The 13,900-nt window shown below is 73.3% G+C and carries 11 protein-coding genes; 3 read left to right on the forward strand and 8 right to left on the reverse strand.

What is annotated here, in order from left to right:
• Window positions 1–65: 65 nt before the first annotated feature.
• The 5 genes from rsmA to rsmI form a co-directional block, all read right to left on the reverse strand.
• Window positions 66–935, reverse strand: a complete 870-nt coding sequence (gene rsmA / locus HUT19_RS15080) for a 16S rRNA (adenine(1518)-N(6)/adenine(1519)-N(6))-dimethyltransferase RsmA (protein ID WP_176180991.1) — start codon at window positions 933–935, stop codon at window positions 66–68.
• A gap of 54 nt (window positions 936–989) precedes the next feature.
• A complete protein-coding gene (locus tag HUT19_RS15085) occupies window positions 990–2,189 on the reverse strand; it encodes a resuscitation-promoting factor (protein ID WP_254885578.1) in 1,200 nt (399 codons plus the stop codon).
• Window positions 2,190–2,293: 104 nt separating this feature from the next.
• Window positions 2,294–3,214, reverse strand: a complete 921-nt coding sequence (locus HUT19_RS15090) for a TatD family hydrolase (protein WP_176180992.1) — start codon at window positions 3,212–3,214, stop codon at window positions 2,294–2,296.
• Between the two features lie 95 nt (window positions 3,215–3,309).
• Complete coding sequence (locus HUT19_RS15095) at window positions 3,310–3,774, reverse strand: hypothetical protein (protein WP_176180993.1); 465 nt, start codon at window positions 3,772–3,774, stop codon at window positions 3,310–3,312.
• A 175-nt stretch (window positions 3,775–3,949) separates the two neighbouring features.
• Window positions 3,950–4,825: a 16S rRNA (cytidine(1402)-2'-O)-methyltransferase gene (rsmI, locus tag HUT19_RS15100; RefSeq protein ID WP_176180994.1), complete on the reverse strand. Its 876-nt coding sequence runs from the start codon at window positions 4,823–4,825 to the stop codon at window positions 3,950–3,952.
• 104 nt (window positions 4,826–4,929) lie between these two features.
• On the opposite strand from rsmI, the gene HUT19_RS15105 reads away from it, so the two are divergent.
• Together HUT19_RS15105 and HUT19_RS15110 are read left to right on the forward strand one after the other, a co-directional pair.
• Entirely contained in the window at window positions 4,930–6,696 is a 1,767-nt protein-coding gene (locus HUT19_RS15105; RefSeq protein ID WP_176180995.1) for a dolichyl-phosphate-mannose--protein mannosyltransferase, read from the forward strand.
• Window positions 6,697–6,864: 168 nt separating this feature from the next.
• On the forward strand, window positions 6,865–8,502 hold the full coding sequence (locus HUT19_RS15110; protein ID WP_176180996.1) for a penicillin-binding transpeptidase domain-containing protein: 1,638 nt from the start codon (window positions 6,865–6,867) through the stop codon (window positions 8,500–8,502).
• Between the two features lie 96 nt (window positions 8,503–8,598).
• On the opposite strand, the gene HUT19_RS15115 is transcribed toward HUT19_RS15110, so the two are convergent.
• Complete coding sequence (locus HUT19_RS15115; protein WP_176180997.1) at window positions 8,599–8,973, reverse strand: hypothetical protein; 375 nt, start codon at window positions 8,971–8,973, stop codon at window positions 8,599–8,601.
• Window positions 8,974–9,152: 179 nt separating this feature from the next.
• Between HUT19_RS15115 and HUT19_RS15120 the strand changes: the two genes are divergently transcribed.
• The gene (locus tag HUT19_RS15120; protein ID WP_176180998.1) at window positions 9,153–12,341 is read left to right on the forward strand and encodes a BTAD domain-containing putative transcriptional regulator; all 3,189 of its coding nucleotides are present in this window, start codon (window positions 9,153–9,155) and stop codon (window positions 12,339–12,341) included.
• Here the strand turns inward: HUT19_RS15120 and HUT19_RS15125 are convergent.
• Together HUT19_RS15125 and HUT19_RS15130 are read right to left on the reverse strand one after the other, a co-directional pair.
• A complete protein-coding gene (locus tag HUT19_RS15125; RefSeq protein WP_176180999.1) occupies window positions 12,334–12,729 on the reverse strand; it encodes a cupin domain-containing protein in 396 nt (131 codons plus the stop codon). The genes HUT19_RS15120 and HUT19_RS15125 overlap by 8 nt on opposite strands.
• A 73-nt stretch (window positions 12,730–12,802) precedes the next feature.
• Window positions 12,803–13,747: a TIGR03564 family F420-dependent LLM class oxidoreductase gene (locus tag HUT19_RS15130; RefSeq protein WP_176181000.1), complete on the reverse strand. Its 945-nt coding sequence runs from the start codon at window positions 13,745–13,747 to the stop codon at window positions 12,803–12,805.
• Between the last annotated feature and the right edge of the window lie 153 nt (window positions 13,748–13,900).

The following is a 13,900-nucleotide window of genomic DNA, read 5'->3' on the forward strand; positions in this document are numbered from 1 at the left end:
CGGCGATGGGTGCCGCTGACTCGTCGGCGAGTGAGGCCATTGTCGCGCCCGCGACGGGCGGGCCCCTAACCGGAGGCGGGTCCGTGCTCGGCGATGGCGGCGAAGTCCTCGACGGTGAGCGCCTCGCCACGGGCCTGGGGCGATATCCCGGCCGCCGTGAGAGCCGCCTCGGCCGCGGCGGCCGAACCGGCCCAGCCCGCCAGCGCCGCCCGCAGCGTCTTGCGGCGCTGGGCGAAGGCCGCGTCCACGACCGCGAAGACCTGTTCCCGGGTCGCGGTGGTGCGGGGCGGTTCGGGGCGGCGCTCCAGCGAGACGAGACCGGAGTCGACATTGGGCGCGGGCCAGAACACATTGCGCCCGATGGCGCCCGCGCGCTTGACCCGGGCGTACCAGGCGGCCTTCACCGACGGCACCCCGTAGACCTTGGAGCCGGGCGCCGCGGCGAGCCGGTCGGCGACCTCGGACTGCACCATGACGAGCGTCCGCTCGATGCTCGGGAAGCGGGCCAGCATATGGAGCAGCACCGGGACCGCGACGTTGTACGGGAGGTTGGCGACCAGCGCGGTGGGGGCGGGTCCGGGCAGTTCGGTGACCCGCAGCGCGTCCTGGTGCACCAGCGCGAAGCGGTCGGCGCGGCCGGGCAGCCGGGCTTCGACGGTGCCGGGCAGGGCGGCGGCCAGCACGTCGTCGATCTCCACGGCGGTGACCCGGTCGGCGGCCTCCAGCAGGGCCAGGGTCAGCGAGCCGAGCCCGGGACCGATCTCGACGACCACGTCGTCGGGGCGTACGCCGGCGGTGCGTACGATCCGGCGGACCGTGTTGGCGTCGATGACGAAGTTCTGGCCGCGCTGCTTGGTGGGGCGCACGCCGAGCCGGGCCGCGAGTTCGCGGATGTCGGCGGGGCCGAGCAGGACATCGGGGTCGGGGGAGCTCACCGGGGAAGTTTAGGTGGTTTTTCCGCGGCCCGGTTCGCCGGGCATCCCCAGGGGTCACTGGTGCAGTCTGCTGCCGCAGTTCGGCCAGGGGCTCGAGCCGCGCTGCACGTAGAGCTTCTTCGCGCGGTAGGTCTGCTCGGAGGCGGGTGCGTCCTGGGGGTTGCCGCTGCCGCCGACGGACCGCCAGGTCTGCCGGTCCATCTGGTAGAGCCCGCCGTAGCGGCCGCTGCCGTCCACCGCGTCGGCCCGGCCGCCGGACTCGCAGTGCGCCATCGCCTGCCAGTTGAGCCCGTCGGAGCCGCCGCCGGGCGACGCCGGGGGCGGCGTCCTGGTGCCGACCCGGACGACCTTGGACACCGGGGCCTTGACGACCTCCGAACCCAGCTTGTGCGGCCGCTGGCGGACGCCGTTGACGGTGCGCACCCGGTAGGTGCTGCGCAGGAGGCCCGGTTCGCCCTGGCGCTCCACGACCTCGGTGCCCTTGAGCAGGGTGGGGTCGTTGCGCCGGACGGTTGTGAAGGGCAGCGGCGCGTCGTGGACCTCCTTGCCGCCGGTGATCCGCATCACCTTCACCGTCTGGCCGTCGCGCGGGAAGCTGCCCTGGGGGACGGAGGTGGTGTCCTGGCCGCGCAGGGTGAGCCCGGCGGCCGCCAGTGCCTCGCCGATGGTCGCGACGTTGGTGCGGACGGTGTGCTCGCGCCCGTCGGCCATGAAGGTGACGGTGCGCTCGGTGCGGACGTCCAGGGACAGCCCGCGCCGGGAGATGGCGGAGGACCGCGAGGCGGAGAGGAAGGCGCCCTCGGCGCGTACCCCCAGCTGGCGCAGTGCGCCGTCGACGGTGCCGGCGGTGGTCCACACCCGGCGGCGCTCGCCGTCGAGGGTGAGGGTGACCGGGCGGCCGTAGCGGACGGCCACCTCGTCACCGCTGGCGAGGCTCTGGCCGGGGGCGGGGGCCACGATGTCGTGGCGGCCGACCCGCACCTTCTCGTCGGCCAGCAGTTCCCCGACATCGTCGGCGTAGGTGTGCAGGGTGCGCTGCTCACCGTCCACGGTGAGCCGCACCGCCTTGTCATGGGCCACGAAGGCGGAGGTGCCTCCGGCGAGTGCGGCGACCACCAGCGCCTGCGGCAGCAGCCGCCGCATCGGGTCGGTCCGGTCGGCTGTGCGTCGGCGCCGGGCGGCTCGGCGCGCTTCGGCGCGGCCGCCCGGGACGGGGTGGCTGTCCTGCATACGGCTCACGACAACACTCCACACGTCCGGGGATGGGGCGTTGGGTCCGGGACTGTAGCGGAGCGGCGGTGACTCTCCAAAGCCATACCGTCACCCTGCGTCGTGGTGTCGTCAAGGCTCCCGAGCGGTCAGTAACCGAAGGCGCGGGACGTATTGGCTGCTACGGCGGCCGCGAGCGTGTCCTCGGGGACTCCCTTGACCTCGGCCATGGCCCGCAGGGTGATCGGAATCAAATACGGAGCGTTAGGCCGTCCGCGGTAGGGGGCGGGGGTCAGAAAGGGTGCGTCCGTTTCGACGAGGACGCGGTCGAGGGGGGCGACGGCGAGCGCGTCCCGCAGCGGCTGGGCGTTCTTGAAGGTGATGTTCCCGGCGAAGGACAGGTAGTAGCCCCGTTCGGCGCACACCCGGGCCATGGCGGCGTCGCCCGAGAAGCAGTGGAAAACGACGGTTTCGGGCGTACCCTCCTCCGCCAGGATCCGCAACACATCGTCATGGGCGTCCCGGTCGTGGATGACCAGTGCCTTGCCGTGCTTCTTGGCGATGCCGATGTGGCGGCGGAAGGAGCGCTCCTGGGCGGCCATCCCTTCGGGGCCGGTGCGGAAGCAGTCCAGGCCGGTCTCGCCGACGCCGTGCACCTGGTCCAGCGCGGCCAGGGCGTCGATCTCGGCGAGGGCGGCGTCCAGGGCCTTTTCGCCGCCGGGCTCCCGGGCACCCTGCCGGGACCAGCCGTCGGGGTCGCCCAGCACGATCCGGGGCGCCTCGTTGGGGTGCAGGGCGACGGCGGCCCGGACGCTCTCGTGAGCGGCGGCGGTCTCCGCCGCCCACCGGGACCCGGCGATGTCGCAGCCCACCTGGACGACGGTGGTCACGCCGACGGAGGCCGCCTTGGCGAGGGCCTCCTCGACGGTGCCGCTCTGCATGTCCAGGTGGGTGTGGGAGTCGGCGACCGGCACCCGCAGCGGTGCGGGAAGCGGTGGAGGCGCGTCCTTTTCCTTTTGCGCTCCGTTCGCCTTCTCGCTACCGCCGGGGGCCGATCCTGTTTTTGCCATGGCCGCGATTCTATGAATGTTGGTGAATGCGCGGTGAATCGCGTCCGGCCGCTCACTTGTCCCGTATCGGGCCCATAAGGGCCGGAAGGCCGGATTCAGGTGCGGTGGTGCTGAAACGGGTGCAGCAGATCCGAGAGGTGCCAGTGGTGCTTACGGCTCCCGGCGCCCTCCTCGCCCTCCGCCGCGTCGCCGGTCTCCGCCGCCGACGCCCCGGACGCCCCGGAGTGCGACGTCCCCGAGGCGGTGCGCCGCCCGCGCCGCGCGCCCTCCAGCGCCGACGAGACCTGGCCCGCGCGCATGATGCGCACCAGGTGCGCACCGCAGTTGACGCAGTCGGGGCTCGTGAGCGGGGACCGGACGCGCGTCCCGTCCGTGAAGTACACGACGAAGGGCCGGCCCTCGCCGTCCACGTGGTGCTCGATGTCGTACGACCGTTCCCAGCCGTGTCCGCACTTCATACAGGCGAAGGCATAGGCCTCGTGGGCCACTTCGCCGACCGCCGGGCCGATGGGGAGGCGGGCCGTCGGCGCACCGTTCGGGGTTCCCGCGAAATCGCTCATGGCAGCTCCTCGTGTCACGCGGGACACGGGTTCCGGGGTGGGGGCCCGCCCGCGCCGTCCCCACCAGTGGACGCCTTTCCGTGCGATACCGCAGCAGCTGTTCCCCGACTTTGAGGGAGTTTTGGCGACGGGCTTTACGAAACGGCCCCGGCCGCTACCCGGTCTTTGCTTTGCGCTACTGCCCTTTACCTTCGCGTGGCGTGTTTCCCGCCGCGTTCTTCGCCGCCACGACGGCGTCGAAGACCTGCCGCTTGGGCACCCCGGCCGCCTGGGCGACCGCCGCGATGGCCTCCTTGCGGCGCTCCCCCGCCTCCTCGCGCACCGCGACCCGCCGGGCCAGCTCCGCGGGTCCGGCGTCCTCCGGTCCGGGCTCGGCGGCCCCTTCCACCACCAGAGTGATCTCGCCGCGTACGCCCTCGGCGGCCCAGGCGGCCAGTTCCTCGAGCGGGCCGCGCCGGACCTCCTCGTAGGTCTTGGTCAGCTCCCGGCAGACCGCGGCGCGCCGGTCCGCGCCGAACACCTCGGCCATGGCGGCCAGGGTGTCGTCCAGCCGGTGCGGCGCCTCGAAGTACACCAGCGTGCGGCGCTCGGCCACGACCTCCCTCAGCCGCCCCAGCCGCTCCCCCGCCTTGCGCGGGAGGAAGCCCTCGAAGCAGAAGCGGTCCACCGGCAGCCCGGAGACCGCCAGCGCGGTGAGCACCGCGGACGGGCCGGGCACCGCGGTGACCGTGATGCCGCGCTCCACCGCGGCGGCGACCAGCCGGTAGCCGGGGTCGGAGACCGATGGCATCCCGGCGTCGGTGACCAGCAGCACCCGGGCGCCGCCCGCCAGCGCCTCCACCAGCTCGGGCGTACGGGCCGCCTCATTGCCCTCGAAGTAGGACACCACCCGGCCACCCGGCTGGACGTCCAGCGCCTGGGTGAGGCGGCGCAGCCGCCGGGTGTCCTCGGCGGCCACCACATCGGCGGCGGCGAGCTCGGCCGCCAGCCGAGGGGGCGCGTCCGCGGTGTCGCCGATGGGGGTCCCTGCCAGTACGAGCGTTCCAGTCACGCCCACCATCCTCGCAGCCACGCCGCACCGCCGTGACGGGGACGATTCCCCGGCCCGCCGCATTGGGGCGCCACGCTCCCCCACCGCTTCCCTACGATGGCCCGGTGAGCAGTGACACCGCGACCCACGCCCAGCCGGGCCAAGCCGCCGGCCAGCACCCGCCGGCCTGGCAGCGCCGGCTGCGCCGCTTCGGCTACGCGGGCCGGCCCCGGTCCGACGTACGCGAGCGGCTGGTCCCGCCGTATCCACAGCCGGGCGCCCGGCTGTGGGAGACGCTCGGCGCGGCCCCCACCGTGGCGGCCGGGTTCGGCCGCTGGACGGGGTGGGCCGGACCGGTGCTCGTCGCGCTCTGCGCCGGGCTGGTCCGCTTCTGGCGGCTGGGCAGCCCGGACAACGTCATATTCGACGAGACGTACTACGCCAAGGACGCCTGGTCGATCTGGGAGTTCGGCTATGAGGGCACCTGGCCGAAGAACGCCAACGACCAGATCCTCGGCACACCGCAGCACATCCCGCTCAGCGACGCCGCCGCCTATGTGGTCCATCCGCCGGTCGGCAAGTGGGTCATCGGCATCGGCGAGCAGCTCTTCGGGCTGGATCCGTTCGGCTGGCGGGTCATGGTCGCGCTGCTCGGCACGCTGTCGGTGCTGATGCTATGCCGGATCGGGCGACGGCTGTTCCGCTCGACGTTCCTCGGCTGTCTGGCGGGCGCGCTGCTCGCGGTGGACGGTCTGCACTTCGTGATGAGCCGCACCGCACTGCTCGACCTGGTGCTGATGTTCTTCGTGCTGGCCGCCTTCGGCTGTCTGCTGATCGACCGCGACCACGCGCGGGCCCGGCTCGCCGCGGCGCTGCCGGTCGGCGAGGACGGCACCGCCCGGCCGGACCCGGCGGTCGCCCAGAGCCTGAAGCTGGGCCCGCGGCCCTGGCGGATCGCGGCCGGGGTGCTGCTGGGCCTGGCCATCGGCACCAAGTGGAACGGGCTCTACGTCCTGGCGGCCTTCGGTCTGATGACCGTCCTGTGGGATGTGGGCGCACGCCGTCTCGCGGGCGTCCACCGCCCCTACCGGGCGGTGCTCCGGCGCGATCTGGGGTGGGCCTTCCTGTCGCTGGTGCCTGTGGCGATCGTCACCTATATCGCCTCCTGGTCCGGCTGGTTCGCGGCCACCGGCTCGTACAGCAAGCGCACCGGCTGGCGGGACTCCGGTTACTTCCGTCACTGGGCCGAGACCGACGGCCACTACAGCAACAGCGGGCCGTTCTCCTGGCTGCTCAACCCGCTGCGCAGCCTGTGGCACTACGAGACCGAGGTCTACCAGTTCCATGTGGGCCTGGACTCTCCGCACATCTACCAGTCCAACCCCTGGAGCTGGCTGGTCCAGTCCCGTCCGGTCTCCTACTTCTACGAGTCGCCCAAGCCCGGCGAATCGGGCTGCCCCACCGGCACCACCGAGAAGTGCGCCCGCGAAGTGCTGGCCCTCGGCACCCCGCTGCTGTGGTGGGCGGCCTGCTTCGCCCTGCTGTACCTGCTCTTCCGCTGGGCGCTGCGGCGCGACTGGCGGGCGGGCGCGATCCTGTGCGGGGTGGCGGGGGGCTATCTGCCGTGGTTCCTCTACCAGGACCGCACGATCTTCTCCTTCTACGCCGTGGTCTTCGTGCCGTTCCTGTGTCTGGCGGTGGCGATGATGATCGGCGCGCTGCTGGGGCCGCCGGGGGCCTCGGAGACCCGGCGGGTGGTGGGTGCCGTCGGCTCCGGAGCGCTCGTCCTGCTCATCATGTGGAACTTCATCTACTTCTTCCCGCTCTACACCGGCCAGACCCTGCCGATCGACGCCTGGCGGGCCCGGATGTGGCTGGACACCTGGATCTGACTGCCGGCTCCGGACCGGGACCGGGAACCCGCGTCCCGCCGGTCCGGGGCCCCGCTCGGGGGCCGACCGGCGGTGGCCCCGGGCAGTCCGGGGGATGCCGGTAGAGTGCCCTGCACCGCGGCCTCCATCGGATGGGTGGGGGGATTCGAGGACTGTGGGGGTTCTGCAATGCGGAGTGGCGCGAGAGCCGCGATCGCCGGTGCGCTGTTCGCCGCCATGATCGGTACGGCCGGTTGCGGCGGAAGCCAGGACGATGCGTCGGGAGGCAGGAACGGCGCGGGTGCCGGCGGCGACAACAAGCCGTCGCTGAAGAGCGTGAAGACCGGCCCGCCCAGCGCGGCCGAGGTCAGGACCACCGCCAAGGAGTTCCTGGCGGCCTGGTCGTCCGGGTCGGCGGCGAAGGCCGCGGCGCTCACCGACGACACCGAGGCGGCCACCACGGCGCTCACCGGGTACCGGACGAAGGCGCATGTCGACAAGGTGGCGCTGGAGCCGGGGCAGCCGAGCGGCCGTACCGTGCCGTTCTCGGTGAGCGCACGGATCTCCTACGGCGGCCACCAGGTCCCCTGGACGTATGAATCCTCGCTGACGGTGACGCGCGACACCGGCTCGGGCAAGGCCGTCGTCGACTGGAAGCCGTCGGTGGTCCATCCCGAGCTGCACGCCGGCGACACCCTGAAGACGGGTGAGTCCGAGGCCCCGCCGATCAAGGCCGTGGACCGCGACGGCGCGGAGCTGAGCGCCGCCGACCACCCGACCCTGAAGACCGTGCTGGAGGGCTTGCGCGAGCGCTACGGCAAGAAGGCGGGCGGCACGGCGGGCGTGGAGACCTGGATCGCCCGCGCCAAGGGCGCCAAGTCCCCCGACGAGACGCTGAAGGTGCTCTCCAAGGGCACTCCCGGCACCCTGCGCACCACGATCGACGCCGGGCTCCAGCGCACCGCCGAGCGGGCGGTGAGCAAGCGCTCCAAGGCGTCGGTGGTCGCCGTCAAGCCCAGCACCGGGGAGATCCTCGCGGTGGCCAACTCCCCCGCGGACGGTTTCAACACGGGCCTCCAGGGCTCCTACGCGCCCGGGTCCACCATGAAGGTCATCACCTCGGCCACCCTCCTCGACAAGGGCCTGGCCGGGTACGGCAAGCCGCACCCGTGCCCCAAGTACTTCTCCTACGGCGGCTGGAAGTTCCAGAACGACGACAAGTTCGAGATCAAGAACGGCACCTTCGAGCAGAGCTTCGCCCGCTCCTGCAACACCGCCTTCATCAGCCAGGCCCCGAAGCTGAAGGACGACGACCTCTCCAAGGAGGCCCGGGACGTCTTCGGCATCGGCCTCAACTGGCAGACGGGCGCGCCCTCCTTCGACGGCGCGGTGCCGGTGCAGTCCGGGGCCTCCAAGGCCGCCTCGCTGATCGGCCAGGGCGGGGTACGGATGAACCCGCTCAACATGGCGTCGGTCTCGGCCACCGCCTCCACCGGTGTCTTCCGCCAGCCGTACCTGGTCTCGCCGTCGCTGGACGACCGGACGCTCGCCAAGGCCACGCGCACCATGAAGTCGAGCACCCGGGAGCAGCTGCGCAAGCTGATGCACCTGACCGCCACCTCCGGCACCGCCGCCGAGGCGATGTCCGGGATGACCGGTGACTTCGGCGCGAAGACCGGCTCGGCGGAGGTCGACGGCCAGAAGAAGCCCAACGGCTGGTTCACCGCGTACCGCGGCGACCTGGCCGCGGCCGGTGTGGTCCCCGAGGGCGGCCACGGCGGTGACACCGCGGGCCCGATCGTGGCCTCGGTGCTGCGGGCGGGCTGACGGCGGCCCCGGTCAGCGGTGGAGCCGGGCGGGCGCGGGAACTCCGCGCCCGCCCGGCTCCTTTGGTGCCGCTCCGCCGAGACCGCTCGCTTCGGGTCAGCAGGGCGGCAGATTGGCGTGGCCGTCACGCAGCGCCAGCTCCGTCACATAGCCGTTGGACGGGCCCCACTGGTCGAGCTGCACCCAGATGTTGCTCTGCCTGCCGCCCAGGGAGGCGTTGCCGCCCTCGGTGAAGCAGATGGCGTCCCAGTCCTCACCGAACCGGACCTCGCCCCAGTCGGCACCGCCGGTGCTGGGGACGGACCGGATATAGGCGTCGGAGATCGCATGGACCGTGACATTCTGTGCCTCGGCCTTGGTCCCGACCGTGTCGGCGGGCTGGGCGCTGGCCGCGGTCGCGCCCAGTCCCGTGACCATCGCCGCGGCGGTGATGACAAGACCGGCCCCCGTGAGGCGTCCACGTACACGCATGGATGATGCTCCTTCGGTTCGTTGCGATGCGATGCCTGTGGCACCGCTGCCGCCGGTGCTCTCCCCCGTGCGGCGTCCACCACTCTTCCGCCCGGGTGTGGAAGGGGAGTTGAAGAAACGTTGATGGGTCATTTACCCAGGACAGGGAGGGTGGAGCAGCCGAACCGAAAGGGGCCGAGGTGGAGTTCCGGGTACTGGGTCCGGTGGAGGCATCCGTCGACGGGCGCCCGGTGGATCTGGGGCATCCCAAACAGCGCGCCGTGGCCGCGGTGCTCCTGTGCGAGCCGAACCGCGCGCTGCCCGCGGAGCAGTTGATCGACCGGGTGTGGGGGGAGGATCCGCCGGGCTCGGTCCGCAATGTGCTCTACGGGTACATCGGCCGGCTGCGCAGGGCCCTGCGGGCGGCGGGTGGCGGACCCGCCGTCGGCCTGACCCGCCGCTCCGGCGGCTATCAGCTGGATACCGACCCCGAGCGGGTGGATCTGCACCGTTTCCAGCGGCTGGTGGCACGGGCACGCGGCGGCGACGGCGACCCGGTCGACCTGCTGCGGGACGCCCTGGACCTGTGGTCCGGGGAGGCCCTGGCCGGGCTGTCCGGCGCCTGGGCGGAGGGAACCCGGGCCCGGCTCGCCGAGGAGCGGCTCACGGCCCGGCTGGAGCTGTACGAGGCGGAACTGCGACGCGGGCGGGACCGAGAACTCCTGGCGGAACTGCGCGCGTTGACGGAGGAACACCCGCTCGACGAGCGGGCGGTGCGGCAGTTGATGACGGCGCTGTACCGCAGCGAACGCCAGGCGGAGTCGCTGGACGCCTACGAGGCCACTCGCGTCCGGCTCGCCGATGAGCTCGGTGTGGACCCCGGACCGGAGCTGCGGGGGCTGTACGAACGGATTCTGCGCAACGACCCCGAGCTGATGGCGCCGCCCGCGTCAGCGGACCCGGTACCGGAGCCGGTGGTGGACGCGCGGGCGGCGGACGGGGCCGCGGCCGTCGCCCCCGGGGTGCCCGCCGGGCTGCCGCACACGGTGGGCGGGTTCCGCGGCCGGGAGGGTGAACTCGCCCGGCTGGACACCCGGCTGCCGCACGGGACATCCGATGCGTCCGGCGCGTGCGGCGGGCCCGGCGCCGTGACCATCACCGCCATCATCGGCACGGCGGGCGTCGGCAAGACGGCCCTGGCGGTGCACTGGGCACACCGCACCCGTCACCGCTTCCCGGACGGCCAGCTCTATGTCGATCTGCGTGGCTTCGACCACGACTGCGAACCGCTGCGCCCCGCCGAGGCCATCGCGCAGCTGCTGCACGGCCTCGGCGTGCCCCGTGAGCGGATCCCGGCCGACCAGGACCGGCAGGCGCACCACTACCGCTCGCTGCTGGACGGGCGGCGGATGCTCATCGTGCTGGACAACGCCGTCTCGGCCGAGCAGGTGCGCCCCCTGCTGCCCGGCAGCCCCACCTGTCAGGTGCTGGTGACCAGCCGTCAGCGGCTGAGCGGTCTGGTGGCCCGGGACGGTGCCCATCCGCTCGTCCTCGGCTCCCTCGCCCCGGAGGAGGCCCGCGCGGTGCTGGCCGCGGCCGTGGGCGAGCGGCGGACGGCCGCCGAACCGGCCGCCGCAGGACGGCTGACCGAGCGGTGCGGAGCGCTGCCGCTGGCGCTGCGGGTCGCCGCGGCCCAGCTGGTGTGCGAGCCCGGCCGGAGCATCGCCGATCTGGCCGACGAACTCGCGGACGGCAACCGGCTGGGCGCGCTGGAACTCGACGACGACCCGGCCACGGCGGTCCGCCGCGCCTTCACCCTCTCCTACCGCGCGCTGGCCGACGGGCCCCGCCGGCTCTTCCGGCTGCTGGGGCTGGCCCCCGGCCCGGAGATCACGGCACCCGCCGCGGCCGCGCTGCTGGACTCCACCGTGCGGGAGGCCGAGCGGCTGCTGCGGGCACTGGACGCGGCGCATCTGATCGAGTCGCCGCGGCCGGGCCGGCACCGGCCGCACGACCTGCTGCGCGAGTACGCGGCCGAGCGGGCCGTCGAGGAGATCGGGGCGGCCGAGCGCACCGCGGCCCTGGAACGGCTGCTGGCGTTCTGGCTGCGGCACACCGAGGCCGCCACGGCGTACGGGTACACCCCGCCGGTCCGGCTGCCGCGCGACCGCGCCGACGCCGGTCTGTTCGACGGGCGGGAGGCGGCGCTCGGCTGGCTGGAGGACGAGCGCGCCAATCTGGTCGCCGCCGTCGTCCGCGGCGCGGAGACCGGTCCGTACCGCACCGCCTGGCAGCTCGCCGACGACCTGCGCACCTACTTCTACCAGCGGCGCCATCTGTCCTCGTGGGAGACGGCGGCGGAGGCGGGGCTGCGCGCGGCCCGGCGGGCCGCCGATCCGCTGGGCGAGGCCGCGATGGCCCAGAGCCTGGCCACGCTGTACCGGCATACCGGCGAGGTGGGGAGGTCGCTGGAGCATCACCGGGCGGCGCTGCACGGCTATCGCGCGGCGGGGTTCGCCGAGGGCGAGGCCGCGATGCTGTGCAATCTGGGCACCTTCTACGACGACCTGGGCGACATCCGGCGCGCGGGCGCGTGGCAGGACCACGGGATCGCGCTGTTCCGGGCGATCGGGCGGACCGAGGTGATCGGCCCCGCGCTCACCAACAGCTCCGGTGTGTACGTCCAGCTCGGCGAGTTGCGGCGGGCGGTGGACCGGGCCAACGAGGCCATCGAGGTGCAGGCGGGGCATGCGAACCCCTCCGGTACGGTCGGCCCGCTGATCAACCGCGGGCTCGCCCATCTGGCCTTCGGTGAGCTGGACCGGGCGCTGGCGGACGCCTCGGAGGCGCTGCGGATCTGCGAGGAACTGCGCCAGCGCCACCATCTGTCCACCGCCCACGATCTGCTGGCCCTGGTGCACCGGGACGCCGGACGCCCGGAGGCGGCCTTCGGCCACGCCGAACGCGCCCTGGAGCTGGCGGTGGAGACCGGCACCGTCAAGGACGAGACCGACAGCCTCACCACCCTCGGCGAACTGCACCGGCGGGCCGGCCGGGCGGAGCGGGCGGAGGCCCGGCTCACCCGCTCGCTGGAGACCTCCGCGGCCCACGGGCTGCGCCGCCAGCAGGCGGAAGCCCATCTGGGACTGGCCCATGTACGGCATGGCGCCCGTGCCTACGATGCGGCGGCCGGTCACGCCCTGCGCGCCCTGGACCTGGCCCGCGACCAGGGGCTGCGGCTGGTGGAGTGCCGGGCCCATCACACCCTGGCGGCGGTCTGCCGCCGACTGGGCCGTAGCACCCGGGCCCGGCGGCACGCGGACAGCGCACGGCGGATCCATGCCGCGACCGGCTACCACCCGACGGCGGGCGCCTGGCCGGTCAGTTGAGCGCGTGGCCCGCGGTGCTGTCCACGTGGTCCGGGACCTCGCCCTCGTGGCGGTCGCCGGTCGTCCGCGTCCCGGACGGCTCGACCATGAGGATCGAGCCTCCGGGCGAGGACGGCTTGTGCTCGGTGCCCCGGGGGACGACGAAGGTGTCGCCGCGGTAGAGGACGACGGTGGTCTCGGTGCCGTCGGCGTCCCTCAGGGCGATGTCGAACCGGCCGTCGAGGACCAGGAAGAATTCGTCGGTGTCGTCGTGGACGTGCCAGACGTGCTCCCCCAGGGTGTGGGCGATCCGGATGTCGTAGTCGTTCATCCGGGCCACGACGCGGGGGCTGTAGACGTCGTCGAAGGAGGCCAGCGCCTCGCTGAGGTTGACAGGTGCGGTGTCCATGCCCCGATCCTCGGCGGGCGGCCCGGACGCCGTCTTGGACGCTGGTGCGCACCCCGCGGCCCGGGCTCAGCAGCTAGCGGCCCGGGCTCCCGGCCGACAGCTCGCCCAGCAGCCGCCAGGTGCGCAGCCGGTCCTCGCCGGTGCCCATCCCGGTCTGGGAGACGATCACTTCGGTGGCGCCCGCCTCCGTGTAGCGGCGCAGCTCCGCGGCCACGCTCTCCTCGTCGCCGATCGCCATGAGGTCCCCGGCCCGTTCGACGCCCGCGCGGTCCAGGATGTCGCGGTAGGACGGGATCCCCTCGTAGAACGCGAACTGTTCGCGGGCCCGCCGCCGCACCGCCTCCACATCGGCGGTGACCAGTGCGGGCACCACGGCGACCACACGCGGCGCGGGCCGCCCGGCCGCCCGCGCAGCGGCGCCGATGGTGGGCACGACGTACTCGGCGAGGGCCCTCGGCGCGGCGAGGAAGGGCACCGTGCCGTCGGCCAGTTCACCGGTGACGCGCAGCGCCTGTGGGCCCATCGCCGCGACCAGCACCGGGGCCGGTCCGGCGCCCGCCACCACGACCGGGCCGAAGACGGTACGGGCCCGCAGCGTCTCCCCCTCGAAGTCGGCCGCGCCCTCGCGCAGCAGACCGCCCAGCACCGTGAGGTACTCGCGCAGATGACGGATGGGCCGGTCGAAGCGGACCCCGAAGCTCTCCTCCACGAAGGTCTTGCTGGACAGCCCCAGTCCGAGCTGGAACCGCCCGCCGGAGGCCGCCTGGGCGGTGCGCGCCTGCGCGGCCAGGGTGATCGGATGCCGGGGGTAGATCGGCACCACACTGGTGCCGGTCCGGATACCGGGCACGGCCTGACCGGCGAGCGCGGCCAGCGTCACCGCGTCGACGTCCTGGCGCTGGGAAAACCACACGGTGCCGATCCCGGCCGCGGCGGCCTCCAGGACCTGGCCGATCAGCTCGGTCACCAGATTGCCGGTGTGATCGTCACCGGCGGGCAGAGCGATACCCAGCGACATCGGCACGTCTCCTCTTCAGGGCGTTCAGGGTGTTCAGGGCTTTCCGGGTGTTCAGGGCGTTTTTCAGGCATTGTGCTGGTCACGACGTGGGGACGGCCCGCCCCCGACCACCTGACACCGCCAACCGGGCGGGCCCCGACCGCATTCCGGTAC

Origin of the sequence: Streptomyces sp. NA02950 (genome assembly GCF_013364155.1) — a bacterium.
In the GTDB taxonomy this organism is placed as follows: domain Bacteria; phylum Actinomycetota; class Actinomycetes; order Streptomycetales; family Streptomycetaceae; genus Streptomyces.

Bases quoted from the DNA above. Each gene is read 5' to 3' on its own strand.
- HUT19_RS15115 (WP_176180997.1), bottom strand. From the start codon at position 8,973: ATGCGTGTACGTGGACGCCTCACGGGGGCCGGTCTTGTCATCACCGCC.
- HUT19_RS15090 (WP_176180992.1), bottom strand. From the start codon at position 3,214: ATGGCAAAAACAGGATCGGCCCCCGGCGGTAGCGAGAAGGCGAACGGA.
- HUT19_RS15125 (WP_176180999.1), bottom strand. From the start codon at position 12,729: ATGGACACCGCACCTGTCAACCTCAGCGAGGCGCTGGCCTCCTTCGAC.
- HUT19_RS15095 (WP_176180993.1), bottom strand. From the start codon at position 3,774: ATGAGCGATTTCGCGGGAACCCCGAACGGTGCGCCGACGGCCCGCCTC.
- HUT19_RS15130 (WP_176181000.1), bottom strand. From the start codon at position 13,747: ATGTCGCTGGGTATCGCTCTGCCCGCCGGTGACGATCACACCGGCAAT.
- HUT19_RS15110 (WP_176180996.1), top strand. From the start codon at position 6,865: ATGCGGAGTGGCGCGAGAGCCGCGATCGCCGGTGCGCTGTTCGCCGCC.